Raw genomic sequence first — 25495 nt, forward strand, 5'->3', positions numbered from 1 at the left:
TACGGCCGACCACCGACACCGCTCGGACCCCAATCCGCTCTGTCCACAGCCGGATCCAGACACCGGCCCCTTCACCACCCAGCTGTGGACGACGCCCGCCTGGCCGAGCCGGACGGCCTACGCCCACGAAGTTACCGGCGGTCACGGTTCGATGTGGAAGCCGACGAATACGTGACTGTCAGGCGGATTGTTGACAGGATCCGGGCATGGCGGCAGCCCGCAGACGCCGATGACGGGCAGCCGAGCGACGAAGGAGTCCACACATGCCCCTCCAGGCACTCGCCGACCGGCACGTCGACCAGAGCATCCTCGACGGGCGCGCTCCCAGCGTGGGCGCGCTCTTCCGCAGCCGGGTCCGGGCGACGCCTGACGCTGCCGCCTACCTCCACTTCGCGGACGGTTCGAGCGAGCTCACCACCCTGACGTGGGGGCAGACCCACGAGATCGTCGAGCAGTGGGCCGCCGGACTCATCAGCCTCGGGGTGCAGCTCGAGGACCGCGTCGCCATCGCTTCGACGACCCGGGTCGAGTGGATCCTGGCCGACCTCGCCGTCATCTGCGCCGGTGGCGCGACGACGACCGTCTACCCGACGACGATCGCCGAGGACGTCGCCTACATCCTGGACGACTCTGGCAGTGGCATCGTCTTCGCCGAGAACGAGGAGCAGGTCGCCAAGCTCCAGGCCGTGCGGTCCGAGATCCCCGGCGTGCGGCAGGTCATCGCGCTGACCGGCCCGGGCAGCGACGACGGCTGGGTCATCACGACCGACCAGCTCGCCGAGCGCGGACGGGAGTGGCTGGCCGCCACGCCCGACCTCGTGGACTCGCGCATCGACCAGCTCGGACCCGAGTCCCTGGCCGTCGTCATCTACACGTCCGGCACGACGGGCCGCCCCAAGGGCGTGCGGCTGGTGCACGACAGCGTCGTCTACGAGGGCGCCGTCATCGACGCCATCGGCACCTTCACCAGGGACGACCTCCAGTTCCTCTGGCTGCCGCTCTCGCACGTCTTCGGCAAGATGCTCGTCGCCACGGGGCTGCAGATCGGCTTCCCGACAGCCGTCGACGGCCGCGTCGACAGGATCGTCGAGAACATGGCGGTCATCAAGCCGACCTTCATGGCCGGTCCGCCGCGCATCTTCGAGAAGGCGCACGGGCGCATCGCGCTGATGTTCGCAGGGGAGACGGGTGTCAAGAAGAAGCTCATCGACTGGGCGCTCGCGGTCGGCGGCGAGATGCGCGACGTGCGTGCCCGTGGTGACGAGCCCTCAGCGGGACTGCGCCGCAAGCACGTCCTCGCGACGAGGCTCGTGCTGAACAAGGTGCAGGAGCGCTTCGGCGGGCGGGTCCGTTTCATGATCAGCGGGTCCGCCCCGCTCAACGCCGACGTCGCGCGCTGGTTCGGCTCGGTCGGCCTGCTCGTCCAGGAGGGCTACGGCCTGACCGAGACGTCGTCCGGCACGACCGTCAACGCCCCCGACCACGGCTCGTACCAGTACGGCTCGGTCGGCTGGCCGCTGCCGGGCACCGAGGTGCGCATCGCGGAGGAGGACGGCGAGATCCTCGTCAAGGGCCCAGGCGTCATGCGCGGCTACCACAACAACGCCGAGGCGACGGCTGAGGTGCTCACCGAGGACGGCTGGTTCCACACCGGCGACATCGGCCGCGTCGACGAGCGTGGCTTCCTCTACGTCACCGACCGCAAGAAGGACCTCTTCAAGACCTCGGGCGGGAAGTACGTGGCTCCGGCCGAGATCGAGGCGCGCTTCAAGGGCCTGTGCCCGTTCGTCAGCCAGTTCCTCGTGCACGGCGCCGGCCACAACTACGCGACGGCGCTCGTGACGCTCGATCCCGACGCGGTGGCCGGTTGGGCGGCGACGGTGGGGCTGGCCGGCAAGCCGTACGCCGAGGTCGTGGCCTCGCCACAGGCGCACGCGCTGGTCCAGCGCTACGTCGACCAGCTCAACGAGGGTCTCAACCGCTGGGAGACGATCAAGAAGTTCACCATCCTCGACCAGGACCTCACCGTCGAGGCGGGGGACCTCACTCCGAAGCATGAAGCTGCGCCGCAAGGCCGTGACCGAGAAGCACCGCGCCGAGCTCGACGCGATGTACGACGGCGTCTGACGCCTCGCGGGCTCAGCGCCGCGCCGGGAGGTCGAGGACGATCCCGGCGTCGGCGTGCGCGGGGTCGGGGAAGGTGACGTGGTAGCCGTGCTGCGCGACGAGACGCGGGTCGGCCCACCGCTCGGTGCGCGGGGTGCGGTAGTTGAAGCGCAGCGTCGGGCCGGCCGGGGCGTCGAGCACGACGCGCGCCATCGCGGCATCGTCGGGGTGGTGGAAGACGTCGCCGTTGGTGGAGACGAGGTAGTGGCTGGCCGGCGCGGCGGCGAGCAGCGCCGCCACGACGTTGGCCTGGCTGCCGTGGTGGGGCAGCTTGACCGCATCGACGGAGAGGTTCTGCAGCCCCCGCGCCCGGGCCACGCCGTGCAGTCCCGCGGCGAGCACGTTGCCGTAGGCGTCGGCCCCGAGCACGATGCTCGCGCCGCGGCGCTCGAGGAGCAGCGCGATGCTGCTGCCGTTGGGCACCGATGAGTCCGAGGGGGTCCGTTCGCCGGCGAGGTGGGGGAGGTCGTCGAGCGGTCCGAGCACGTCTGCCGGCGGCGCGAGGCCGCGGTCGCGGGGCTGCAGCGCGTCGTGCAGGCTCGACGACCAGGAATCCGCGAGCCGGGCGAGGCCTCCGGTCGTGGGGGAGAGCACGGTGATCGTGGGCCCGTCGGGCACCGTGACCGAGATGACGCCGCCGGTGGCGCCGGTGGCGCCGCTGGCGCCGGGGGCGCCGGGGGCTGCTGTCTCGACGGGCCCGCCGCCGAAGGCGGCGTTCCACGGCAGGGCGTGGCCAGGAGGCTTGGCCCCGAGATTGCCGGAGGGTGGGCCGAGCAGGGCGGTGACGAGGCTCTCGCCCTGCTCGATGCTGCGGGCCCGTCCGGGGGCGCTCGCGGACAAGTGCGTGCGCCCGTTGAACCAGAAGTCCCCGACGTCGGCCGCGAGGTCGCTCGAGAGGAACGCGAGCATGCCGCCGATGTGGTCGTTGTCGATGTGGGTGATCACCGCGACGTCGATGTGGCGGTCGGCAGGGTCGAGGCGACGCAGCCGCGCCTCGAGGAGCGGCCAGGTGTCGGGCGGCCCCCCGTCGACGAGCATCCGCCACGTCGGACCCGCGGGGCGCGGGCACTCGACGATGAGGCAGTCGCCCAGCCGCGCGGGCAGCACCTCCACGTGGATCGCCGTCGGCTCCGTGGTCACCCTTGCCTCCTCCGCCTCAGGGTAGGGCGGACAGCCCTTGGGCGTCCGGTGCTTGAGGCAGGGTGCGCCGTTCGCCCACGTTTCGGCGTCCGGCAGCGCGCACGTACCATGGTCCAATGCCCGGAGAGTCACTGTTCAACGCCCTCGAGCCCCTGCTGGAGCGGGTCAACAAGCCCATCCAGTACGTCGGCGGCGAGCTCAACTCCACGGTCAAGGACTGGAACGTCGGCGGCCACGGTCCCGACGGCACGGAGCTGACCACGCGATGGGCGCTGATGTACCCCGACGCGTACGAGGTGGGTGTGCCCAACCAGGGCGTCATGATCCTCTACGAGGTCCTCAACGAGCGTCCCGACGCCCTCGCCGAGCGCACGTATGCCGTGTGGCCCGACATGGAGGCCCAGCTGCGCGAGGCGGGCCTGCCGCAGTTCACGGTCGACGCCCACCGCTCGGTGCGCGACTTCGACCTCTTCGGCCTCAGCTTCTCGACGGAGCTGGGCTACACCAACATGCTCACCGCGCTCGACCTCGCCGGCATCCCGCTCCACTCGGTGGACCGCGACGTCGACGACCCGATCGTCATCGCCGGCGGTCACGCGGCCTTCAACCCCGAGCCGATCGCCTCCTTCATCGACGCTGCCATCGTCGGTGACGGCGAGCAGGCCGTGCTGGCGGTCACGGACATCGTCGGGGAGTGGAAGGCCGAGGGTCGTCCCGGCGGTCGCCGCGAGGTCCTGCTGCGCCTGGCCCGCACCGGCGGCGTGTACGTCCCGGCGTTCTACGACGTGAGCTACCTCCCCGACGGACGCATCCAGCGGGTCGCGCCGAGCTCGGACGCCCCCGGCGTGCCGTGGCGCGTGTCCAAGCACACCGTCATGGACCTCGACGCGTGGCCCTACCCGAAGCAGCCGCTCGTCCCGCTCGCCGAGTCGGTGCACGAGCGCATGTCGGTCGAGATCTTCCGCGGCTGCACCCGCGGCTGCCGCTTCTGCCAGGCCGGCATGATCACCCGGCCGGTGCGGGAGCGGTCCATCACCGGCATCGGCGAGATGGTCGAGCGCGGTCTCGCGGCGACGGGTTTCGAGGAGGTCGGCCTGCTCTCGCTGTCGTCCGCCGACCACTCGGAGATCGCCGACCTCACCAAGGGCCTGGCCGACCGCTACGAGGGCACGCAGACGGGGCTGTCGCTCCCGTCGACCCGCGTCGACGCCTTCAACATCGACCTCGCCAACGAGCTGACCCGCAACGGGCGCCGGTCTGGCCTGACGTTCGCGCCCGAGGGCGGGTCCGAGCGCATCCGCAAGGTGATCAACAAGATGGTGTCCGAGGAGGACCTCATCTCGACCGTGGCCGCGGCCTACGGCGCCGGCTGGCGCCAGGTCAAGCTCTACTTCATGTGCGGGCTGCCCACCGAGACCGACGAGGACGTGCTCCAGATCGCCGAGCTCGCCAAGCGCGTCATCGAGACGGGACGCCAGGTTTCCGGCCGCCGTGACATCCGCTGCACCGTGTCGATCGGTGGCTTCGTGCCCAAGCCGCACACGCCGTTCCAGTGGGCCTCGCAGCTCGGCGTCGAGGAGACCGACGCCCGCCTCGCCAAGCTCCGTGACGCCATCCGCGCCGACAAGCGCTATGGCTCGTCCATCGGGTTCCGCTACCACGACGGGCAGCCCGGCATCGTCGAGGGCCTGCTGTCACGCGGCGACCGCCGCGTCGGCAAGGTCATCGAGGCCGTGTGGCGCGACGGTGGTCGCTTCGACGGGTGGAGCGAGCACTTCTCCTACGAGCGGTGGATGCGCTGCGCCGACGAGGCGTTCGCCGACGTCCCGGTCGACCTCGCCTGGTACACCACGCGCGAGCGCGGCGAGTCCGAGGTGCTGCCCTGGGACCACCTCGACTCCGGCCTCGACAAGGACTGGCTGTGGGAGGACTGGCAGGACGCCCTCGACGAGACCGAGGTCGACGACTGCCGCTGGACCCCCTGCTTCGACTGCGGCGTCTGCCCGCAGATGGGCACCGAGATCGAGATCGGCCCGACCGGCAAGACGTTGCTGCCCCTGACCGTCCTGGGTTCGGGCCGTCAGGAGCTCCTCGAGCACCAGCACTGACACGGGCACTCGCTCAGAAGTCCCTGAGCGAGTGCCGTGCGGGCGGTGGCCCGCTGACGTTCAGACGGGGAAGCCGACGTGCGCGAGGGCCTGCCGCACGAGGACGCCGTGGGAGCCGGACATCTCGCCCCGGACCGCGATCGACGCGGCCTCCTCGGGGGTCACCCAGGACAGGTCGAGGGCGTCCTGCTGAGGCCGGCAGTCGCCCGTGACCGCGACGACGAAGGCCATCGAGACGGCGTGCTGGCGAGGGTCGTGGAAGGGAGTGACGCCAGGCGTCGGGAAGAACTCGGCGACCGTGAACGGCTGCGGCGACAACGGGATCCGGGGGAGCGCCATCGGGCCGAGGTCGCTCTCGACGTGGCGCACGAGGGCGTCGCGGATGCGCTCGTGGTAGAGCACTCGGCCGCCGACGACCTCCTGACCGATGCCGCCGTCGCTGTCGGCCCGCAGCAGCAGCCCGACATGGGTGACGACGCCGCGGTCGTCGACCCGGACCGGGATCGCGTGCACGTAGAGGATCGGCAGCCGGTCCCGGGCGTTGTCGAGGTCCTCGCGGCTCAGCCATGCACCTGTCGTGTCCACTTCGGTCATGACGTCATCCTGCCAAACGCGGCCCGCGGCCTCGGGCCCGGTCTCAGCAGGCCGGCATATCCGGTCGATCAGGCTAGACTGGCGCGCACAGGCGTTCGAGCCGTCATCAGCGGCGAGCCTCCGGAAGAACAGGGCGCAAGCCCCCACTAGACCCGGACGGGTGGGCCCGTCACAGCCTTCGACAAGAGCGGCCGTATGCCGTCTGCCCGAGAGGGTGGGAGCGTGCGGCAAGCGGGGTGGTACCGCGGCAGACTCCGGCAGGAGACGTCGTCCTCGTGGCACGGACGAGTGACCAGACGAGCGACCAACAGACGCGAACGCAGGAGACCACGAGCATGACCTACCCCCGGGTCACCACGAACGACGACGCCGACCAGCCCGCGACCGGCTCCGGCGTCCCGTCCAACCCGCGCTTCCCCGAGATCGAGCAGCGCGTCCTGAAGTACTGGGCCGAGGACGGCACGTTCCTCGCGTCGGTCGAGGGCCGCGAGGCCGGGACCGACGGCGACAACGAGTTCGTCTTCTACGACGGGCCGCCGTTCGCCAACGGCCTGCCGCACTACGGCCACCTGCTCACCGGTTACGTCAAGGACATCGTCCCGCGCTACCAGACGATGCGCGGCAAGCGCGTCGAGCGCCGCTTCGGCTGGGACACCCACGGCCTGCCCGCCGAGCTCGAGGCGCAGCGCCAGCTCGGCCTCAAGACCAAGCAGGACATCGTCGAGCTCGGCATCGACCGGTTCAACGACGCGTGCCGCAGCTCGGTGCTGAAGTACACCGGCGAGTGGCGCGACTACGTGACGCGCCAGGCCCGCTGGGTCGACTTCGACCACGACTACAAGACGCTCGAGCCCGACTACATGGAGTCGGTCATCTGGGCGTTCAAGCAGCTCCACGACAAGGGCCTCGTCTACGAGGGCTTCCGCGTGCTGCCGTACTGCTGGAACGACCAGACGCCGCTGTCCAACCACGAGCTGCGCATGGACGACGACGTCTACAAGATGCGCCAGGACCCGGCCGTCACCATCGGCCTGCGCCTCGAGACCGGCGAGCTCGCGCTCGTCTGGACGACGACGCCGTGGACCCTGCCGGCCAACCTCGGCATCATGGTCGGCCCTGACATCGACTACGTCGTCGTCGAGTCCGACGTCACCGGCACGACGGAGCGCTACGTCATCGGCGAAGCCCGCCTCGCGGCATACGCCAAGGACCTCTTCGGCCCGGACGTCGACCGGGCCACGCTCGACGAGCGGATCGTCCAGCGGCTCAAGGGCGCCGACCTGATCGGCCGTGCCTTCACGCCTCCGTTCTCGTACTACCGGGGGCACGAGCGCGCGCACTTCGTCTTCCCGGCCGACTTCGTCACCACCGAGGACGGCACCGGGCTCGTGCACACGGCCGGTGCCTTCGGTGAGGAGGACAAGATCGTCACCGACGCGGCCGGCATCGAGCCGGTCATCCCCGTCGGCCCCGACGGCCGGTTCCTCTGGCCGGTCACCGACTACGAGGGCATGCACGTCTTCGACGCGAACGCCCACATCATCGACCACCTCAAGGCGGCCACCCGCGGCGAGGGCGAGACCGGCTCGGTCACGGCAGGCACGGTGCTCCTGCGCCGTGAGACCTACGACCACAGCTACCCGCACTGCTGGCGCTGCCGCGAGCCCCTCATCTACATGGCGGTTTCGTCGTGGTTCGTCGAGGTGACGAAGATCAAGGAGCGGATGCTCGAGCTCAACCAGGAGATCGAGTGGACCCCCTCGCACATCAAGGACGGCCAGTTCGGCAAGTGGCTCGCCAACGCCCGCGACTGGTCCATCTCGCGAAACCGCTTCTGGGGCAGCCCGATCCCCGTCTGGAAGTCCGACAACCCGGAGTTCCCGCGCGTCGACGTCTACGGCTCGTTCGAGGAGCTCGAGCGTGACTTCGGTGTCGAGGTCACCGATCTGCACCGCCCCTTCATCGACAATCTGACGCGCCCGAACCCGGACGACCCTTCGGGGAGGTCCACGATGCGCCGGGTCGAGGACGTCCTCGACGTCTGGTTCGACTCTGGATCCATGAGCTTCGCGCAGGTGCACTACCCGTTCGAGAACGCCGACTGGTTCGAGCACCACTTCCCGGGCGACTTCATCGTCGAGTACATCGGCCAGACGCGCGGCTGGTTCTACACGATGCACATCCTCGCCACGGCGCTCTTCGACCGGCCTGCCTTCAAGACGTGCGTCAGCCACGGGATCGTGCTCGGCTCCGACGGCCAGAAGATGAGCAAGTCGCTGCGCAACTACCCCGACGTGAGCGAGGTCTTCGACCGCGACGGCGCCGACGCCATGCGCTGGTTCCTCATGAGCAGCCCGATCCTGCGCGGCGGCAACCTCGTCGTCACCGAGCAGGGCATCCGCGACGGCGTGCGCCAGGTGATGATCCCGCTGTGGAACGCCTGGTCCTTCTTCGCGCTGTACGCCAACACCGCGCGCGGCGGCGAGGGCTACGAGGCGAAGCGCTCGACGGCCTCGACCGACGTCCTCGACCGCTACCTGCTCGCCAAGCTGCGCGAGTTCGTCGGCGACATGACCGAACAGCTCGACGCCTACGAGATCGCCGCCGCGTGCGACACCATGCGCGGCTTCCTGGACGTGCTGACGAACTGGTACATCCGCCGCTCGCGGGACCGGTTCTGGGGCGGCGAGAGCGACGGGTCGCTCGCGGCGTTCGACACGCTGTGGACGGCCCTCGAGACCGTCACGCGCGCCACGGCACCCCTGCTGCCGCTCGTCACCGAGGAGATCTGGCGCGGGCTGACGGGGGAGCGGTCGGTGCACCTCGCCGACTACCCGACGGTCGACGACCTGCCGGCCGACCACGAGCTCGTCGTCGCGATGGACCGGGCGCGCGAGATCTGCTCGACGGCGTCCAGCCTGCGCAAGGCCCGGGGCCTGCGGGCCCGCCTGCCGCTCGCCGAGCTGACCGTCGTGGCTCCCGAGCCGGCGAGGCTCGAGCCGTTCCGCGGGATCATCCAGGACGAGCTCAACGTCAAGGCGTTGACCCTCGTCGAGCTCGCTTCGGCGAGCGAGTCCGACTTCGGGGTCAGCCAGCGCCTCACCGTCAACGCGCGCGCGGCCGGGCCTCGGTTGGGCAAGGACGTCCAGCGCGCCATCAAGGGCAGCAAGTCGGGCGACTGGAGCGTCGACGCCGACGGCACCGTCACCGCCGGCGGTCTCGCGCTCGTCGAGGGGGAGTACGCCCTCGAGACCGTCGTCGCCGGCGACGCCGCCGAGGCCGGTGCCACGGCGATGCTGCCCTCGGGAGGCTTCGTCGTCCTCGACACGGCCGTGACGCCCGCCCTGGCTTCCGAGGGCCTGGCTCGCGACCTCGTCCGCGCCGTCCAGCAGGCCCGTCGCGACACCGGGCTGCACGTCAGCGACCGCATCAGCCTGACCGTCCTCGGTGGGGCTGAGGTGTTCGAGGCGACGGTCACCCACCGCGACCTCATCGTCGGCGAGACGCTCGCGACGCAGTTCGCCGCCGCCGGACGCGACCACGCGCTGGCCGGCAGACTGCCGGGCACGCCGACCGACGTCGTCGTCGGCGACAACCACCCGGCGACGATCCTGGTGGTCAAGCGATGATCGCCGCCAACCGCGGGCACGAGCTGGAGGACGCTGACGTGAGCACGACCCCCGACCCCCATGGCAGCGCCTTGGGGACTGCGACCGACGGCGCCGCCGCAGACGGCGTCATCATCCGAGGTGCCGTGGGCGACGACCTGACGGGAGTGCTGTCCGTCGGACACCGGACGTGGCTCGCGACCTACGAACCCATCGCGGGTCCGGAGTACGTCGCGATGGGCCTCGCGAAATGGTGGACGAGCGACGTCGTCACCGACTCGATCCGCAAGGGGCGCACCCTCGTGGCCGTCGAGGAGGACGACGTCGTCGGCGTGGCGACGTTCGGCCCGCAGGACGACGCCTTCGTGCTGTGGAAGCTCTACGTCCTGCCCGGCCACCACGGGCAGGGGATCGGTTCTCGCCTGCTGGACGCCGTCGTCGAACGGGCGCTCGAGAGCGAGCACCCGCGCATCACGCTGTCCTACCTCGAGGGCAACCAGCAGGCGGCGCGTTTCTACGTCAGGCACGGGTTCGCCGAGACCCACCGCGAGAGGCCGGGTTCCGGGCTTCCGGAGAGTGTGTGGATGGTCCGCGAGCTGAACGGCGGGGCGTCGTCATGAGCGGCCGCCCGGATGCCGCATCCCTCGAGGCGGCCCGCAACCTCGAGGAGATGAAGCGGATGCGCGAGATCGAGGAGGAGATCCTGGCCCGCGCCCCCGAGAACGACATCGGCCCGTCGCTCGACCGCATCCGCGCGGTCATGGAGCTCGCCGGCGACCCGCAGCGGACCTACCCATCGATCCACCTCACCGGCACCAACGGCAAGACGTCGACGAGCCGGATGATCGACGCGATCCTGCGCGAGAGCGGCCTGTCCACGGGACGCTTCACCTCGCCGCACCTGCACGACATCCGTGAACGGATCACGTTGTCGGGCAAGCCGATCCCGCGCGAGAAGTTCATCGCCGCCTACGACGAGGTCGCGCCGCTCATCGAGCTCGTCGATGCCCGGTCCCTCGAGTCCGGCGGCCGCCGGATGAACTTCTTCGAGGTGCTGGTCGCGCTCGCCTACGCCGCCTTCGCCGACGCCCCGGTCGACGTCGCGATCATCGAGGTCGGCCTCGGCGGCTCGTGGGACGCGACCAACGTCATCGACGCCCAGGTCGCCGTCGTCACCCCGGTCGACCTCGACCACACCCACCTGCTCGGCGACGACGTCGTCTCCATCGCGGAGGAGAAGAGCGGCATCATCAAGGCCGACTCGGTCACCGTGTCCGGTGTCCAGGACGAGGACGTCGCCCGCGTGCTCATCGACCGCGTGGAGGAGGTCGGTGGATCACGGATCGTCTTCGAGGGCAACGACTTCGGCGTCCTCGCCCGCGAGGTCGCCATCGGCGGGCAGCAGGTCTCGATCCGCGGCCTCGCGGGGGAGTATGCCGACCTCTTCCTCCCGCTCCACGGCGCGCACCAGGCGAGCAACCTCGCCACCGCCGTGGCGGCCGTCGAGTCCTTCATCGGTGGCGGCGAGCAGCGCATCGAGCCCGAGGTGCTGACCGCGGCGGCCGCGGCGATGACCTCGCCCGGACGCCTCGAGATCGTCCGACGCTCACCGACCGTCCTCGTCGACGCGGCCCACAACCCGCACGGCGCCCGCTCGCTCGTGACGGCGCTCGAGGAGGCCTTCGCGTTCACCCGACTGGTCGGCCTCGTCGGCATCGTCGCCGACAAGGACGCAGCCGGCATGCTGGAGGTGCTCGAGCCCGCCCTCGACCACATCGTCGTCACCCGTTCCTCGTCGCCGCGCGCCATGCGGCCCGAGGACCTCGGCAAGCTCGCCGTCGAGCTCTTCGGCGAGTCCCGGGTGACCGTCGTCCGGGACCTGCCCGACGCCCTCGAGCAGGCCGTGACCCTCGCCGAGGCCGACGGCATGGGTGGCGGCGTCATCGCCACCGGGTCGGTCATCACGGCCGGCGAGGTGCGCCTGCTGCTCGGCCACACCGACGTCTGAACCTGACCGCCCCTCGCCCCGACCTAGGCTGGCACCCATGCACCCCTTGGTGAAGCTCGTCGTCCTCCTCGTCCTCGTCGGCGTGGCGGTCGTCGTCTGGGGTCGGGTCATGGGCCGCAAGGATCCCGACCGGGAGCTCGTCGGCCTCACCGACACCGTTCGTGCCAGGGTGAGCCGCGAGATCAGCGCCGGGCACAAGCTCAACGCGATCAAGATCTACCGTGAGGCCACCGGGGCTCCGCTCGCCGACGCCAAGCGCGCCGTCGACGGTTGGTTCGTCCCGGGTCGTGGCCCGGGCGTGCGTGACGCGGCGGCGTCGTACACCGACGGCCGTCTCACCGACGAGGCCCGCGCCAGGATCAGTGAGCTGATCCTGGCCGGGCGGCGCGAGGACGCGATGAGCCTCTATGCCGAGGCGACCGGAGCCAGCGACTCGGAGGCGCGGGCCATCATCCGCACCTGGGACACCGCACAGAACTACTGAGCCACACCGCACACCACCAGACAGCCGAGGCGACCCCCTTCCATGCGCTCGATCATCTTCCACGGCCAGACCGGCAAGTTCACCTTCCGCATGCTCGCGACGGTGCTCGGCGGCCAGTCCATCTGCATCCTGCTCGGCGCCCTCGTGGCGCGGGCGATCGCGGCGACCGACGGTGGCGACGCGTCGAGCACGGCCTACCTCGTCGTCGGCCTCGGTCTCGGCGCCCTGTGCATCGTGGCTGCAGGACTCATGCGTCGTCCCTGGGGCGTGACGCTGGGCTGGGTGGTGCAGGCGCTCACCCTGCTCAGCGCCCTCGTCGTGCCGATGATGCTCGTCGTCGGGCTCTTCTTCCTCGCCCTGTGGGTCACCTGCCTCGTCAAGGGCGCCCAGGTCGACGCCGAGATGGCGCGGCGCCGAGCGGCGGCGGGCGAGGGAGACCCGGCCGATAGGGTGGACGGGTGACCATCGAACGCTCCCTCGTCCTCGTCAAGCCCGACGGATTCCAGCGCGGCCTCACCGGTGAGGTGCTGCGGCGCATCGAAAGCAAGGGCTACCAGCTCTTGGCCCTCTCCGTGCTGACGCCCACTCGCGAGCAGCTCGCGGCCCACTACGCCGAGCACGAGGGCAAGCCGTTCTACGAGCCCCTCGTCGAGTTCATGAGCTCGGGTCCCGTCGCGGCCGTCGTCGTCGAGGGCCAGGACTGCGTCAAGGGCTTCCGCAGCCTCGCCGGCGCCACCAACCCGACCGACGCGGCTCCCGGCACCATCCGTGGCGACCTCGGGCGCGACTGGGGCACCAAGGTGCAGCAGAACATCGTGCACGGCTCCGACTCCCACGAGTCCGCCACACGCGAGATCGGCATCTGGTTCCCCGATCTCGCGGGCTGATCAGGGCACAATCTGGACATGACCTCCCGATCGTGGCTGCGCCCCCTGGGGCGTGACCTCGCGATCGACCTCGGCACCGCGAACACCCTCATTCACGTGCGTGGGCGCGGGGTCGTCATCGAGGAGCCGTCGGTCGTCGCCGTCGAGGTCGGCAGCGGACGGCTGGTCGCCGCGGGGAGCCGCGCCAAGGAGATGCTCGGCCGCGCGCCGGGGACCATCCGCGCCGTTCGCCCCTTGCGCGACGGCGTCGTCTCCGACGCCGACGAGACCGAGCGCATGCTGCGGTGGTTCATCGACCAGGTGCGCACGTCGCGGCTCGTCCGCCCGCGCATGGTGCTCTGCGTCCCGAGCGAGGTCACCGGCGTCGAGCGTCGCGCCCTGGAGGACGCCGCCACCCGGTGCGGTGCGCGTCGCGTCTACATGATCGAGGAGCCGATGGCCGCCGCCATCGGTGCGGGGCTGCCGGTCTACGAGACGGCCGCGAGCATGGTGGTCGACATCGGCGGCGGCACGACCGACGTCGCGGTCATCAGCCTCGGGGGCATCGTCACGTCGAGCTCGCTGCGCATCGCGGGCGACGAGATCGACGAGGCCCTCGTCAGCCACGTCAAGAGCGAGTACTCCCTCCTGCTCGGAGAGCGCAGCGCCGAGGACATCAAGGTCGCGGTCGGCTCGGTCTTCCCGCTCCGCGAGGAGCTGACGACCCGACTGCGCGGGCGCGACCTCGTGACCGGACTGCCCAAGACGGTGCAGGTGAGCTCGGCCGAGGTGCGCCGGGCCATCGAGACACCGGTGCTCCAGATCATCGAGCTCGTCCGGGCCACGCTCGACGTCTGCCCACCCGAGCTCGCCGGCGACATCCTCGACCGCGGCATCACCCTGACCGGAGGCGGAGCGCTCCTGCGTGGCCTCGACGAACGGATGCGCCACGAGCTCGGCGTGCCCGTCCAGGTCGCCGACGACCCGCTGCGCGCCGTCGCGCGTGGGGCCGGCCGCTGCGTCGACGACTTCGACAGCCTCGAGCGCGTCCTCGTCGGGGACCACCGCCTCTAGCCGCATGCAGCCCACCCTCCGCCGCCGTCTCCTCGTCGTCCTCGCGTCGCTGACCCTCGCGCTCCTCGTCTCGGACCTCGCCGGCTCGGGGGTCGCAGACGGTGTGCGCCGGGCCGGAGGCCTCGTGCTCGGTCCCGTCCAGCGCGCCCTGGCTGGGGCCCCGCGTGACGAGCTCGCTGCGGTCGAGGTCGAGAACACCAGGCTGCGCGCCGTCACCGCGGAGCAGCAGCACCGCCTCGACGAGCTGGCCCGTCTCGACGAGCTGCTCGGGTCCAGCGTCACCAAGGGCCGCTCGCTGATCCCGGCGCGTGTCGTCGCCACCGACCTCAGCCCGCTCGGAGGGCGCAGCGTCACCATCGACGTCGGGTCACGCGACGGCATCCGCGCGGACTCGACGGTCGTCGCGGCGGACGGTCTCGTCGGTCGGGTCGTGGCGGTGTCGCCCTGGACGAGCGACGTCCAGGTGCTGGGCAGCGCCGGCTCGGTGGTTGCCGTGCGCGTCGGACCCGCCGGCACGCTCGGCACGGTGTCGCCGTCAGCCCCGGGCGACTCCGAGTCGCGTCCCCGCGGCTCGCTCCGGCTGTCGAGCGTCGTCCCGTCGACCCCCGTCGTCGGTGACGTCGTGCGCACCCTCGGCAGCATCGACGAGACCCCGTATGCCGCCGGCATCGTCGTGGGGACCGTGACGGCCGTCGACCCCGACCGGGGGCAGCTGACCCGCAGCGCGACGGTGCGCCCCGCGGTCGACCCGGACGCGATCGACGTCGTCGCCGTCCTGGTGCCATCCGCACGGAGCACGCCGAGAGCGGCCACCCGTGCCACGCAAGCCTCGACGGGCACCCCACGATGAGGCCGACGCTGCTGGGAGTGCTGCGGACGGCATACGTCCTCGTCACGGCCCTCGTCGTGGCGACGTTGCTGCCCCGTCTCGGCGTGCCGCCGCGGTGGGTGCCGGACCTCGTGCTCGTCGGGGTCGTCGCGACGGCGGCACTCCGCGGCCCCGTCCACGGCGCCCTCGTGGGACTGCTCGCCGGCTGGGTCGTCCAGCTGGTCCCGCCGGTCGGGAGCCCGCTCGGGCTCACCCCCCTCGTGATGATGGTCGCCGGACTCGTCGCCGGCTCCTTCCGCCGCACGTCCTCCCGCTCCCGACTGCGCGCCCCGGTCGCGCTGCTCGCTGCGGCCGCCGTCGTGCTCGTCGGCCGCCTCGGGTCCGCCGTGCTGGCCGAGGGTGGCGTCGAGCCCGCCGACGACCTGTGGCGGCTCGTGGCGACGGTGGCCGTGGGTGGCCTGCTGCTGCCGCCCCTCCTCGCGCTCGATCGGGCCCTGGTGCGCCGGAGACTCGGATGAGCGCGCGTCCCCGGCGCTCCCGAGTCGGGGTCGTCGGCGTGGTCCTCGTCCTGCTCGTCACACTCTTCGGGCTGCTGCTGGGTCGGCTGGGTCAGCTCCAGCTCGTCCAGGGTCCTGACCTCGCCCGGGCCGCCGTCACCGTCAACACCCGGACGGTGACGGAGCACGCGCTGCGCGGTCGCATCCTCGACCGCCTCGGGGCGCCCTTCGTCGAGAACACCTTCGACACCGTCGTCACGGTGCAGCGCTCGGTGCTCGTCGACTCCCGCGACGGCGGCCGCGACCTCGTGACCCGGGTCGCCGCAGTGCTCGGCCTGCCGTTCGAGCGGCTGTGGGGCAAGACGATGCTGTGCGGGACCAAGGGCGCTCCGGCCGCGCCCGCCTGCTTCAACGGCTCGCCCTACGTGCCCATCCCGGTGGCGATCGGCGTCGACGCCCGTCGGGCCCTGACCCTGCTCGAGCAGCCGGAGAAGTTCCCCGGCGTCGGCGTCACCGCCGAGCCCGCTCGCGCCTACCCCCGACCCGACGGTGCCCTCGCGTCGCACCTGCTCGGCTGGGTCGCCCGGGCCGGCGCCGACGACGTGACGCGTGGCCAGGGACGCATCGACGCGGAGGACGCCGTCGGCAGGTCGGGTCTCGAGGAGCAGTACGACTCGGTGCTGCGCGGCTCGAACGGCAGCACGGTCGTCGCCATCGACCCGCGCGGGATCGTCACGGGCACCGTCAGCTCGACCCCGGCCGTGCCCGGGCGTGACGTCGTCACCCACCTCGACGCCCGGCTGCAGGCGCGCACGGAGGCCGCTCTCGTCCGGGCCGTCGCCGCGGCCCGGGCCGACCACCTGCGCGCGGACACCGCCGCCGCGGTCGTCCTCGATGTCACCAACGGCGCCGTCGTGGCCGCCGCGAGCTACCCCTCCTACGACCCGTCCGTCTTCGCCGGCGGCATCACCGCCCCCGACCTTGCGCGCCTGACCGACGAGCGGGCCAGCACGCCGCTCCGGTCCCGGCTCACCGCCGAGACCTTCCCGCCCGCGTCGACGTTCAAGGTGATCTCGGTGCCTGCGGCCGTCAACGCCGGGGCGGACCTCACGGGGACCTTCGACTGCTCGCCGAACGTCTCGGTCGGCGGTCGCGTCTTCAACAACTACGAGTCGCGCGGCTACGGCCCCATCGACCTGCACAAGGCCCTCGTCGTCTCGTGCGACACGGTCTTCTACCGCCTCGCGTATGCCGCGTGGCTGGCGCAGGGCGGTCTCACGGCCCCCGTGACGGCCGCAGACCCCTTCGTCGCGATGGCGAAGGCCTTCGGGCTCGGCCGGCGCACCGGCGTCGACCTGCCCGGCGAGGCGGCCGGTCGCGTCCCCGACCGCGCGTGGAAGGAGCAGTACTGGCTCGCGACCCGGGCGCAGACGTGCAAGCGGGCGAGCACCGGCTATCCCGAGGTCGCGCGCACCGACAAGGCTCGGTCCGACTACCTCACGCGGCTCGCGTCCGAGAACTGCACGGCGGGCTACCAGTACCGCGCCGGTGACGCCGTGAACTTCTCCATCGGGCAGGGCGACACGGCCGTGACGATCCTGCAGATGGCAGGCGTCTACGCCGCGATAGCCAACGGCGGCACGCTGTGGCAGCCGCAGGTGGCGGCCGGCTACCGGACGCCGGCCGGGGCGACGACGGCGATCCCGCCGAGGCGGGTCGCCACGGTGCCTCTGCGACCCGACGTGCTGGCCTACGTCCGCTCGGCCCTCGGCGACGTGACGCGCCCCGGTGGCTCGGCCGGTACGGCCTTCAAGGGCTTCCCGCAGGACCGCTACCCGCTCGCCGGCAAGACGGGTACCGGCGAGGTGTTCGGCAAGCAGGCCACCGCGTGGTTCGCGGGCTACGGGCCGACGACGAAGCCGAAGTACGCCGTCGTGGTCGTCGTCGGGCAGGGCGGCTCCGGTTCGAAGGTCGCGGCCCCTGCCGTGCGACAGATCTTCGATGCCATCCTTGCCCTGGGCCTCTAGCCCGCACGACGGCACGACGTGCACGACCCGCACGACCTGCACGACTCCCGTCCGACCGGGGCGGGACCTGACGAGAGGTGCGTCCGTGGACGACTACCTGAGGAGCGACGCCCCGGTCGTCGAGGCCCTCGACCGCGCCTGGGACCACAGCCGACTCAGCGTCCGCACCCGGTTCGAGCGGCTGCGGTCACGGATCTTCCTCATCGTCCAGTGCGCCGTGGCGGCGGGTGTCGGCTGGTGGGTCGCGACCGACGTGTTCCACCACCCGTCGCCCTTCTTCGCCCCGATCGTGGCCGTCGTCTGCCTCGGCATGTCCTACGGGCAGCGGCTGCGGCGGGTCTTCGAGGTCGCCATCGGGGTGGCGGTCGGCGTCTTCACGGCGGATGTGTTCGTGCACGTCGCGGGCAGCGGTCCGTGGCAGATCTCGGCCGTCGTCCTCGTCTCGATGGCGATCGCGACCCTCCTCGACGGCAGCCCGGTCATCGTCACCCAGTCAGCGGTGCAGGGCATCGTCATCGCGGCGCTGGTCGCGACTCCCGGCCAGGCCTTCGGTCGCTGGACCGACGCGCTCATCGGTGGCGGCGTCGCCCTGGTCGCGGCGACCGTCGTGCCCCAGGCGCCGCTGCGGCGCCCCCGGGTCGCGGCCGCCGAGGCGGTGCGCAAGATCGGAGAGCTGCTCCGGCGCGCGGCGGCGAGTGCCCATGACGGGGACGTCGAGGGGGCTGCGGAAGTGCTCGCCTCGGCCCGCGGGACCGAGTCGCTGCTGCGCGAGCTGAGGTCGGCGGCGGACGAGGGCCTGTCGGTCATCACGTCGTCGCCGTTCAAGCGGCACCACAAGCCGGGTGTGCGCAAGATGGTCGACCTCGTGGAGCCCCTCGACCGGGCGATGCGCAGCACGCGGGTGCTCGTGCGCCGCGTCACCGTGGCGGTCGGACGCGGCGAGTCCCTGCCGCCCGGCTACGAGGCGCTCCTGCTCGAGCTCGCGGCCGCCACGGACGTCATCGCGCGGGCCCTGTCGGAGAACGCCTCGCCCGAGATCGGCCGGCCGGCGCTGCTGCTGGTCGCGGCGGCGACGGGGGAGGTGCCGCGCACCCCGAGCCTCGCGACCGAGACCATCCTGGCCCAGATCCGGTCGACGGTGGTGGACCTGCTCCAGGTGACCGGGCTCGACGTCGACCAGGCCACCGCCGCCCTCCCGCCCGAACGTCCTCGCTCCTCGTGACCCACACCCCACCCGGGGCCGCCTCGTCATCCCCGGTCGGGCGGGTCGGGGACGCGCGCAGGGCCGGGTCCGTGCGGACCCGGCCCTGCGCATACGTGCTCTGACCCGTCAGGCGGACGGCGTCAGCTCGTGCGGACCGACCTCGATCTTCTCGACCTTGGGGTCGCCGGCGTCGGCGAAGTAGTCGGCGGGGATCGTCTCGTCCTGGCCCTCGGGCGCCTTCAGGGCGCGCAGGACGAGGGTCAGCACCGCGGCCACCACGACGTTGAACGCGAAGGCCGTCACCGCGATGTAGCCGAGCTGGCCGACCACCGGCATGTTGGCCACGGACCCCGCGAAGGGTGCACCGGTCGCCTTGTTCGTCACGTTGTACGCAGCCAGCGTGCCGTACACCATGCCGACCGCCCAGCCGGCGAGCAGCGCCCACCGGTGGAACCACCGCGTGTAGAGGTAGAACACCAGCGCCGGGAACGTCTGGAGGATCCAGATGCCGCCGAGGAGCTGGAAGTTGATCGCGTTGCTCTTGTCGAGCGTCAGCACGAAGATCAGCGCGAACGCCTTGACGACGAGCGAGGTGAGCTTGCTGACCTTGGCCTCCTGCTGCACCGTCGCGTCGGGCTTGAGCCACGCCTTGTAGATGTTGCGCGTGAACGTGTTGGCCGCGGCGATCGACATGATCGCCGCCGGCACGAGCGCACCGATGGCGATGGCAGCGAAGGCGACTCCGGCGAACCACGACGGGAACATGTCCTCGAACAGCTGCGGGATGACGAGCTGTCCGTTGACCTTGCCGTCGAGGCCGACCGGCTTGGTGCCGGCGGCGATCGCGACCCAGCCCAGCAGGGCCAGCAGGCCGAGCAGGAAGGAGTATGCCGGGAGGATCGCGGCGTTCTTGCGGATCGTGTTGCGGCCCTTGGCCGACAGCGTCGCCGTGACCGAGTGGGGGTACATGAACAGCGCCATCGCCGAGCCGAGGGCCAGGGTCGCGTAGGCCCAGTAGGCCTTCGGTCCGGGGATGAAGACGTTGGGGTTGCCCGTCGCCGCGTTGGTCGTCGTCTTCATCTTCTGCTCGGCGGAGTCGAAGACGTGCCCCCAGCCGCCGACCTTCGAGGGCAGGTAGATCACGGCGACGATGATGACGATGTAGATGAGGATGTCCTTGACGAACGCGATGAGCGCCGGCGCGCGCAGGCCCGAGGTGTAGGTGTAGAGCGCGAGGACGAGGAACGCGACGAAGAGCGGCAGGTCCTTGGCGACCCAGTTGCCGCTACTGCCGACGCCGGCGACCTCGAGTACGGCCTGGATGCCGACGAGCTGCAGCGCGATGTAGGGCATCGTCGCGAGGAAGCCGGTGACCGCGACGGCCAGGGACAGGCCGCGCGAGCCGGACCGCCCGTGGACGAAGTCGGCCGGCGTCACGTAGCCGTGGCGGTGCGAGACGGACCACAGGCGCGACATGAAGATGAAGATGATCGGGTAGAGGATGATCGTGTAGGGCACGGCGAAGAAGCCGTTGACGGCGCCGAAGGCCCACATCGCGGCGGGCACCGCGACGAACGTGTAGGCCGTGTAGAGGTCGCCGCCGAGCAGGAACCACGTCACCCAGGTGCCGAAGGAGCGCCCACCGAGGCCCCATTCCTCCAGGCTCTCCATGCTCTCGGGGCGCCGCCAGCGCGCGGCCCAGAAGCCGGCGCCGGCCACGACGACGAAGAAGAAGATGAGGACGGCGAGCGCGACGCCGTTGACGCCACCCGTGTCGGCGGCCGGTGCGATGGCGGTCATCGGGTGCCGTCCTCTCGGGACGCGTCGTCGTCGAGGAAGGCATCACCCTCGGGGTTCATCGGCACGTGCGGACGCGCCTTGAGGACGAGGCGGTAGGCCGTGTAGGTCAGGGCCGAGCAGATGATGACCCACAGGAACTGGTACCAGATGAAGAAGGGAAAGCCGGCGAGACGCGGCTCGTCCTTGGCGTAGGTGCCCACGAGCATCAGGGCGACGATGGGAATGACGAGGAGCACAGCGGCCAGGGCCAGCAGGCCCTTGTTCGCCGGCGGCGCCTGGTGGCGGTGCGGAGTGGTACTCACGCGGGTGACCTCCGTTGGTCGGGCCGGAAGAGTTCGGCCGTGCGTCGCGGAAACTTACTCTTGCGGCGGCCTCCCAGGTGGTCTGCGACACAGCAAGTTGCCAAGGTCTGTGCAGATCGTGATGTGCGGGCGGGCGCGGTCCGGACGTCTCGGGCGCACGGATAGGGTGTCGCCATGGCTGATTTCGATGTCGTTGTGCTCGGTGCCGGTCCTGGTGGCTACGTCGCGGCGATCCGCGCGTCGCAGCTCGGCAAGAAGGTCGCCGTCGTGGAGAAGCAGTACTGGGGCGGCGTCTGCCTCAACGTCGGCTGCATCCCGAGCAAGGCGCTGCTGAAGAACGCCGAGCTCGCGCACACCCTGACGCACGAGAAGGCGAAGTACGGCATCGAGGGTGACGCGACCATGTCGTTCGGCCCGACGCATGCCCGCAGCCGCAAGGTGTCCGAGGGCATCGTCAAGGGCGTCCACTTCCTCATGAAGAAGAACAAGATCGAGGAGATCGACGGCTGGGGCACGCTGACCTCGGCGTCGTCGATGGACGTCGCTCTCAACTCCGGTGAGAAGCGCTCGATCACCTTCGACAACCTCATCCTCGCGACCGGCTCGGTCACCCGCATGATCCCGGGCGTCGAGGTCAGCAAGAACGTCGTCACCTATGAGGAGCAGATCCTCGACCCGGAGCTGCCCGGCTCGATCATCATCGCCGGCTCCGGCGCCATCGGCGTCGAGTTCGCCTACGTCATGAAGAACTTCGGCGTCGACGTGACGATCGTCGAGTTCCTCGACCGGATGGTGCCCACCGAGGATGCCGACGTGTCCAAGGAGCTGCTCAAGCACTACAAGAAGCTCGGCGTCAAGGTCATGCTCGGCACGAAGGTCGAGTCCGTCGAGGACACCGGCTCGGGCGTACGTGTCACGGTGAGCCCCGCAGCCGGCGGCGACCAGCAGGTCCTCGAGGCCGACCGCCTCCTCTCGGCGATCGGCTTCGCGCCGCGCACCGAGGGCTTCGGCCTCGAGTCGACCGGTGTCGAGCTGACCGAGCGTGGCGCGATCGCCATCGACGAGTTCGGCCGCACCAACGTGCCGAACGTCTACGCGATCGGTGACGTCACCGCCAAGCTCATGCTCGCCCACGTCGCCGAGGCGATGGGCATCGTCGCGGCCGAGACGATCGCCGGAGTCGAGACGATGGCCATCGACTTCCGCTTCATCCCGCGGGCGACCTACTGCCAGCCCCAGATCGGCTCGATGGGCCTGTCCGAGGCGCAGGCTCGCGAGGCCGGTCACGATGTCAAGACGGCGACCTTCCCCTTCTCGGCCAACGGCAAGGCGATGGGGCTCGGCGAGCCCGTGGGCTTCGTCAAGGTCATCGCCGATGCCGAGCACAACGAGATCCTCGGCGCTGCGCTGATCGGTCCGGACGTCACGGAGCTGCTCCCGGTCCTCAACCTCGCGCAGACCTGGGACCTCACCGCCGACGAGGTGTCGCGCACCGTCTTCGCGCACCCGACGCTCGGCGAGGCGGTCAAGGAAGCCGTCCACGGCATCGCCGGACACATGATCAACTTCTGAGCACCGGCTCCCGAGCCGACACAGCAGGACGCCCCCGCGGATTCCGCGGGGGCGTCCTGCACTTGCCGGTTGCTGCGACCGATCAGTACCAGTGCTTCCGGCCGCCGATGGCACGACCCGTCGCGCCGAGCACGAAGAGCACGATGCCAACGACCAGGATGATGGCGCCGATGGTCACAAGGATGCTGAGGGACTTCACCAGAAGTCCGATGATCAGCAAGATGAGTCCGAGAACGATCATGGTGTCGCTTAGCTCCTTCAAGATGGTTTCCCCGAGCAACGCATCTCATACCCACGCTGGGGCCGTCCCCGAACGTCGCAATGGTCACGAAACGGTCACGCACCCCGGTCGGGTCGATTAGGGGCCGCGCGTGGCGCGCTGTTACCCTTGGAGACGCCGTTGACCGGCCGCGGATCGATAGCGCCCAGGTGGACATGCCCTGGAGCACCGCGCAACGAGAATGAGAAGGAGTCGGTTCATCCATGCCTTTGGACGCTGACGTGAAGAAGCAGATCATGACCGAGTACGCCACGGTCGAGGGCGACACCGGCTCTCCCGAGGTCCAGATCGCGATGCTGACGCAGCGCATCAAGGACCTGACCGAGCACTCTCGGGCCCACAAGCACGACCACCACAGCCGTCGTGGTCTCCTCCTGCTGGTCGGCCGCCGCAAGCGCATGCTGCGCTACCTCGAGGCGACCGACATCGAGCGCTACCGTTCGCTGATCAAGCGACTCGGCCTGCGTCGATGAGTTCGTGACGAAAGGCGGTCACCGCGTCCTGCGGAGACCGCCTTTCGTCGTAGGTGCAGGCGTCCGACGTCCGTCGGTACCGCACCAGGGCCAGCCGGCCCGAAGAAGGAACCCCGCACACAACGACGATGTGCGTGGCACATGAGAAAAAAGAAAGCGAGGGCCCACATGGAGGGTCCAGACATCACCTTCGCCGAAGCCGTCATCGACAACGGCTCCTTCGGCACCCGCACCGTCCGCTTCGAGACGGGACGCCTGGCCAAGCAGGCCGGCGGCGCCGTCGCGGCGTACCTCGACGACGACACGATGCTGTTGTCCACCACGTCCGCCGGCAAGCAGCCCAAGGACCAGTTCGACTTCTTCCCGCTGACGGTCGACGTCGAAGAGCGCATGTATGCCATCGGCAAGATCCCCGGGAGCTTCTTCCGTCGTGAGGGTCGTCCCTCGACTGAGGCCGTGCTCACCTGCCGCCTCATCGACCGGCCGCTGCGCCCGACCTTCAAGAAGGGTCTGCGCAACGAGGTCCAGGTCGTCATCTCGGTGTTCTCCCTGAACCCCGACCACCAGTACGACGTGCTCGCGATCAACGCCGCGTCGGCCTCGACCCAGATCTCCGGTCTGCCGTTCTCCGGCCCCGTCGGTGGCGTGCGTGTCGCGCTCATCGACGGCCAGTGGGTCGCGTTCCCCAACTTCTCCGACGCCGAGCGCTCGGTGTTCGACATGGTCGTCGCCGGTCGCGTCGTCAAGCACACCGACGGCAGCGACGACGTCGCGATCATGATGGTCGAGGCCGAGTCGACCGAGTCGACGTGGGACCTCGTCAAGACCGAGGGCAAGCAGGCCCCGACCGAAGAGGTCGTCGCCGAAGGCCTCGAGGCCTCCAAGAAGTTCATCAAGGTGCTGTGCGAGGCCCAGGCCGAGCTCGCCGCCAAGGCTGCGAAGCCGGTGCAGGACTTCCCGATCTTCCTGGACTACCAGGACGACGTGTATGCCGCTGTCGAGGCCGCCGCGGCCGGTGACACCGCCGCAGCGCTGACCATCGCCGGCAAGTCCGAGCGCGAGAGCCGGCTCGACGAGGTCAAGGACGCCGTCAAGGTGCAGCTGGCCGAGCAGTTCGCCGGGCGCGAGAAGGAGATCTCCGCAGCCTTCCGCTCCGTGCAGAAGAAGCTCATCCGCGAGCGCATCCTGCGCGACAAGGTCCGCATCGACGGCCGTGGCCTCGCCGACATCCGCGCCCTGGGCGCCGAGGTCGAGGTGCTTCCGCGCGTACACGGCTCAGCGATCTTCGAGCGTGGCGAGACCCAGATCATGGGTGTCACGACGCTCAACATGCTCAAGATGGAGCAGCAGCTCGACACGCTGAGCCCCGTCACGCGCAAGCGCTACATGCACAACTACAACTTCCCGCCCTACAGCACCGGTGAGACCGGCCGCGTCGGGTCGCCGAAGCGCCGCGAGATCGGTCACGGCGCGCTCGCCGAGCGGGCCCTCATGCCGGTCCTGCCGACGCGCGAGGAGTTCCCGTACGCGATCCGTCAGGTGTCCGAGGCGCTCAGCTCCAACGGCTCGACGTCGATGGGTTCGGTCTGTGCCTCGACCCTCTCGCTGCTCAACGCCGGTGTGCCGCTGCGCGCCCCGGTCGCCGGCATCGCGATGGGCCTCGTGTCCGACACGGTCGACGGTGAGACGCGGTACGCCGCCCTGACCGACATCCTCGGTGCCGAGGACGCCTTCGGCGACATGGACTTCAAGGTCGCCGGTACCAAGGAGTTCGTCACGGCCATCCAGCTCGACACGAAGCTCGACGGCATTCCCGCCTCGGTCCTCGCCGGCGCGCTGACCCAGGCCCGCGACGCGCGTCTGCACATCCTCGACGTCATGGCCGAGGCCATCGACGTGCCCGACGAGATGAGCCCGTACGCCCCGCGCATCATCACGGTGAAGGTCCCCGTCGACAAGATCGGTGAGGTCATCGGCCCGAAGGGCAAGATGATCAACCAGATCCAGGACGACACGGGCGCCGACATCTCGATCGAGGACGACGGCACGGTGTTCATCGGTGCGGTCGACGGCCCCTCGGCCGAGGCGGCCCGCGCGGCGGTCAACGCCATCGCCAACCCGACGATGCCCGAGGTCGGGGAGCGCTTCCTGGGCACGGTCGTCAAGACGACGACCTTCGGCGCCTTCGTCTCGCTGCTGCCCGGCAAGGACGGTCTGCTGCACATCTCCGAGGTGCGCAAGCTCGTCGGTGGCAAGCGGATCGACAACGTCGACGACGTCGTCAAGATCGGCCAGAAGATCCAGGTCGAGCTCAAGGAGATCGACCCGCGCGGCAAGCTCAGCCTCGCGGCGGTCCTCCCCGAGGGTGACAGCGGCGACTCTGCGGCGGAGGCTCCGTCCACGGAGTCCGCTGACGCCTGAGCGACCTTCCGGTCACGATCGGCCCGTCACCCCAAAGGGGGT

General features: G+C 70.5%; 21 protein-coding genes. 16 read left to right on the forward strand and 5 right to left on the reverse strand.

Annotation, left to right across the window (positions count from 1 at the left end):
- The first annotated feature begins 263 nt into the window (after window positions 1-263).
- Entirely contained in the window at window positions 264-2204 is a 1941-nt protein-coding gene (locus tag AC1DIW_RS04325) for an AMP-dependent synthetase/ligase (RefSeq protein WP_478106587.1), read from the forward strand.
- Here AC1DIW_RS04325 and AC1DIW_RS04330 read toward each other — a convergent pair.
- The gene (locus tag AC1DIW_RS04330) at window positions 2140-3306 is read right to left on the reverse strand and encodes an MBL fold metallo-hydrolase (RefSeq protein ID WP_478106588.1); all 1167 of its coding nucleotides are present in this window, start codon (window positions 3304-3306) and stop codon (window positions 2140-2142) included. The two genes, AC1DIW_RS04325 and AC1DIW_RS04330, sit on opposite strands and share 65 nt — an antisense overlap.
- Before the next feature lie 116 nt (window positions 3307-3422).
- Here AC1DIW_RS04330 and AC1DIW_RS04335 point away from each other — a divergent pair, with 116 nt between their 5' ends.
- Entirely contained in the window at window positions 3423-5414 is a 1992-nt protein-coding gene (locus AC1DIW_RS04335; RefSeq protein WP_478106589.1) for a TIGR03960 family B12-binding radical SAM protein, read from the forward strand.
- Window positions 5415-5474: 60 nt separating this feature from the next.
- Here AC1DIW_RS04335 and AC1DIW_RS04340 read toward each other — a convergent pair whose 3' ends face one another.
- Entirely contained in the window at window positions 5475-6008 is a 534-nt protein-coding gene (locus AC1DIW_RS04340; RefSeq protein ID WP_442279008.1) for an NUDIX hydrolase family protein, read from the reverse strand.
- 335 nt (window positions 6009-6343) lie between these two features.
- On the opposite strand from AC1DIW_RS04340, the gene ileS reads away from it, so the two are divergent.
- From ileS to AC1DIW_RS04395, 11 genes are all read left to right on the forward strand, one after another.
- Entirely contained in the window at window positions 6344-9637 is a 3294-nt protein-coding gene (gene ileS / locus AC1DIW_RS04345) for an isoleucine--tRNA ligase (protein WP_478106590.1), read from the forward strand.
- A 38-nt stretch (window positions 9638-9675) separates the two neighbouring features.
- On the forward strand, window positions 9676-10236 hold the full coding sequence (locus AC1DIW_RS04350; protein WP_442279010.1) for a GNAT family N-acetyltransferase: 561 nt from the start codon (window positions 9676-9678) through the stop codon (window positions 10234-10236).
- Complete coding sequence (locus AC1DIW_RS04355; RefSeq protein WP_442279011.1) at window positions 10233-11624, forward strand: bifunctional folylpolyglutamate synthase/dihydrofolate synthase; 1392 nt, start codon at window positions 10233-10235, stop codon at window positions 11622-11624. The genes AC1DIW_RS04350 and AC1DIW_RS04355 overlap by 4 nt, the downstream gene beginning before the upstream one ends.
- Window positions 11625-11661: 37 nt before the next feature.
- The gene (locus AC1DIW_RS04360) at window positions 11662-12108 is read left to right on the forward strand and encodes a hypothetical protein (protein WP_442279012.1); all 447 of its coding nucleotides are present in this window, start codon (window positions 11662-11664) and stop codon (window positions 12106-12108) included.
- Window positions 12109-12150: 42 nt separating this feature from the next.
- On the forward strand, window positions 12151-12570 hold the full coding sequence (locus tag AC1DIW_RS04365) for a DUF4233 domain-containing protein (RefSeq protein ID WP_442279013.1): 420 nt from the start codon (window positions 12151-12153) through the stop codon (window positions 12568-12570).
- Window positions 12567-12995: a nucleoside-diphosphate kinase gene (gene ndk, locus AC1DIW_RS04370; protein WP_478106591.1), complete on the forward strand. Its 429-nt coding sequence runs from the start codon at window positions 12567-12569 to the stop codon at window positions 12993-12995. The genes AC1DIW_RS04365 and ndk overlap by 4 nt, the downstream gene beginning before the upstream one ends.
- 18 nt (window positions 12996-13013) lie before the next feature.
- Window positions 13014-14048 (forward strand): rod shape-determining protein MreB, encoded by a 1035-nt coding sequence (gene mreB / locus AC1DIW_RS04375; RefSeq protein ID WP_478106592.1) that lies wholly within the window; start codon window positions 13014-13016, stop codon window positions 14046-14048.
- Window positions 14049-14052: 4 nt separating this feature from the next.
- Window positions 14053-14898 carry a rod shape-determining protein MreC gene (mreC, locus tag AC1DIW_RS04380; RefSeq protein ID WP_478106593.1) on the forward strand — a complete coding sequence of 282 codons (846 nt, stop codon included), beginning with the start codon at window positions 14053-14055 and terminating at the stop codon, window positions 14896-14898.
- Window positions 14895-15395 carry a rod shape-determining protein MreD gene (locus tag AC1DIW_RS04385; protein WP_478106594.1) on the forward strand — a complete coding sequence of 167 codons (501 nt, stop codon included), beginning with the start codon at window positions 14895-14897 and terminating at the stop codon, window positions 15393-15395. The genes mreC and AC1DIW_RS04385 overlap by 4 nt, the downstream gene beginning before the upstream one ends.
- The gene (mrdA, locus tag AC1DIW_RS04390) at window positions 15392-17401 is read left to right on the forward strand and encodes a penicillin-binding protein 2 (RefSeq protein WP_478106595.1); all 2010 of its coding nucleotides are present in this window, start codon (window positions 15392-15394) and stop codon (window positions 17399-17401) included. The genes AC1DIW_RS04385 and mrdA overlap by 4 nt, the downstream gene beginning before the upstream one ends.
- 85 nt (window positions 17402-17486) lie before the next feature.
- Window positions 17487-18623: an FUSC family protein gene (locus AC1DIW_RS04395; RefSeq protein ID WP_478106596.1), complete on the forward strand. Its 1137-nt coding sequence runs from the start codon at window positions 17487-17489 to the stop codon at window positions 18621-18623.
- 108 nt (window positions 18624-18731) lie between these two features.
- Here the strand turns inward: AC1DIW_RS04395 and mctP are convergent, their stop codons facing one another.
- Complete coding sequence (gene mctP / locus AC1DIW_RS04400; RefSeq protein ID WP_478106597.1) at window positions 18732-20405, reverse strand: monocarboxylate uptake permease MctP; 1674 nt, start codon at window positions 20403-20405, stop codon at window positions 18732-18734.
- Window positions 20402-20707 (reverse strand): DUF3311 domain-containing protein, encoded by a 306-nt coding sequence (locus AC1DIW_RS04405; protein ID WP_442279021.1) that lies wholly within the window; start codon window positions 20705-20707, stop codon window positions 20402-20404. The genes mctP and AC1DIW_RS04405 overlap by 4 nt, the downstream gene beginning before the upstream one ends.
- Before the next feature lie 174 nt (window positions 20708-20881).
- On the opposite strand from AC1DIW_RS04405, the gene lpdA reads away from it, so the two are divergent.
- A complete protein-coding gene (gene lpdA / locus AC1DIW_RS04410) occupies window positions 20882-22279 on the forward strand; it encodes a dihydrolipoyl dehydrogenase (protein ID WP_478106598.1) in 1398 nt (465 codons plus the stop codon).
- A gap of 82 nt (window positions 22280-22361) precedes the next feature.
- Here the strand turns inward: lpdA and AC1DIW_RS04415 are convergent, their stop codons facing one another.
- Window positions 22362-22520: a DUF6131 family protein gene (locus tag AC1DIW_RS04415; RefSeq protein WP_442279023.1), complete on the reverse strand. Its 159-nt coding sequence runs from the start codon at window positions 22518-22520 to the stop codon at window positions 22362-22364.
- A gap of 242 nt (window positions 22521-22762) precedes the next feature.
- Here AC1DIW_RS04415 and rpsO point away from each other — a divergent pair, with 242 nt between their 5' ends.
- Both rpsO and AC1DIW_RS04425 read left to right on the forward strand, forming a co-directional pair.
- Window positions 22763-23032 carry a 30S ribosomal protein S15 gene (gene rpsO, locus AC1DIW_RS04420; RefSeq protein WP_030146552.1) on the forward strand — a complete coding sequence of 90 codons (270 nt, stop codon included), beginning with the start codon at window positions 22763-22765 and terminating at the stop codon, window positions 23030-23032.
- A gap of 168 nt (window positions 23033-23200) precedes the next feature.
- Window positions 23201-25453: a polyribonucleotide nucleotidyltransferase gene (locus tag AC1DIW_RS04425; protein WP_478106599.1), complete on the forward strand. Its 2253-nt coding sequence runs from the start codon at window positions 23201-23203 to the stop codon at window positions 25451-25453.
- The last annotated feature ends 42 nt before the right edge of the window (window positions 25454-25495 follow it).

This window comes from Terrabacter sp. 01T434 (assembly GCF_056398545.1).

Bases quoted from the DNA above. Each gene is read 5' to 3' on its own strand.
- AC1DIW_RS04325 (WP_478106587.1), top strand. From the start codon at position 264: ATGCCCCTCCAGGCACTCGCCGACCGGCACGTCGACCAGAGCATCCTC.
- AC1DIW_RS04335 (WP_478106589.1), top strand. From the start codon at position 3,423: ATGCCCGGAGAGTCACTGTTCAACGCCCTCGAGCCCCTGCTGGAGCGG.
- AC1DIW_RS04340 (WP_442279008.1), bottom strand. From the start codon at position 6,008: ATGACCGAAGTGGACACGACAGGTGCATGGCTGAGCCGCGAGGACCTC.
- ileS (WP_478106590.1), top strand. From the start codon at position 6,344: ATGACCTACCCCCGGGTCACCACGAACGACGACGCCGACCAGCCCGCG.
- AC1DIW_RS04355 (WP_442279011.1), top strand. From the start codon at position 10,233: ATGAGCGGCCGCCCGGATGCCGCATCCCTCGAGGCGGCCCGCAACCTC.
- AC1DIW_RS04360 (WP_442279012.1), top strand. From the start codon at position 11,662: ATGCACCCCTTGGTGAAGCTCGTCGTCCTCCTCGTCCTCGTCGGCGTG.
- AC1DIW_RS04365 (WP_442279013.1), top strand. From the start codon at position 12,151: ATGCGCTCGATCATCTTCCACGGCCAGACCGGCAAGTTCACCTTCCGC.
- mreB (WP_478106592.1), top strand. From the start codon at position 13,014: ATGACCTCCCGATCGTGGCTGCGCCCCCTGGGGCGTGACCTCGCGATC.
- mreC (WP_478106593.1), top strand. From the start codon at position 14,053: ATGCAGCCCACCCTCCGCCGCCGTCTCCTCGTCGTCCTCGCGTCGCTG.
- AC1DIW_RS04385 (WP_478106594.1), top strand. From the start codon at position 14,895: ATGAGGCCGACGCTGCTGGGAGTGCTGCGGACGGCATACGTCCTCGTC.
- mrdA (WP_478106595.1), top strand. From the start codon at position 15,392: ATGAGCGCGCGTCCCCGGCGCTCCCGAGTCGGGGTCGTCGGCGTGGTC.
- mctP (WP_478106597.1), bottom strand. From the start codon at position 20,405: ATGACCGCCATCGCACCGGCCGCCGACACGGGTGGCGTCAACGGCGTC.
- lpdA (WP_478106598.1), top strand. From the start codon at position 20,882: ATGGCTGATTTCGATGTCGTTGTGCTCGGTGCCGGTCCTGGTGGCTAC.
- AC1DIW_RS04415 (WP_442279023.1), bottom strand. From the start codon at position 22,520: ATGATCGTTCTCGGACTCATCTTGCTGATCATCGGACTTCTGGTGAAG.
- rpsO (WP_030146552.1), top strand. From the start codon at position 22,763: ATGCCTTTGGACGCTGACGTGAAGAAGCAGATCATGACCGAGTACGCC.
- AC1DIW_RS04425 (WP_478106599.1), top strand. From the start codon at position 23,201: ATGGAGGGTCCAGACATCACCTTCGCCGAAGCCGTCATCGACAACGGC.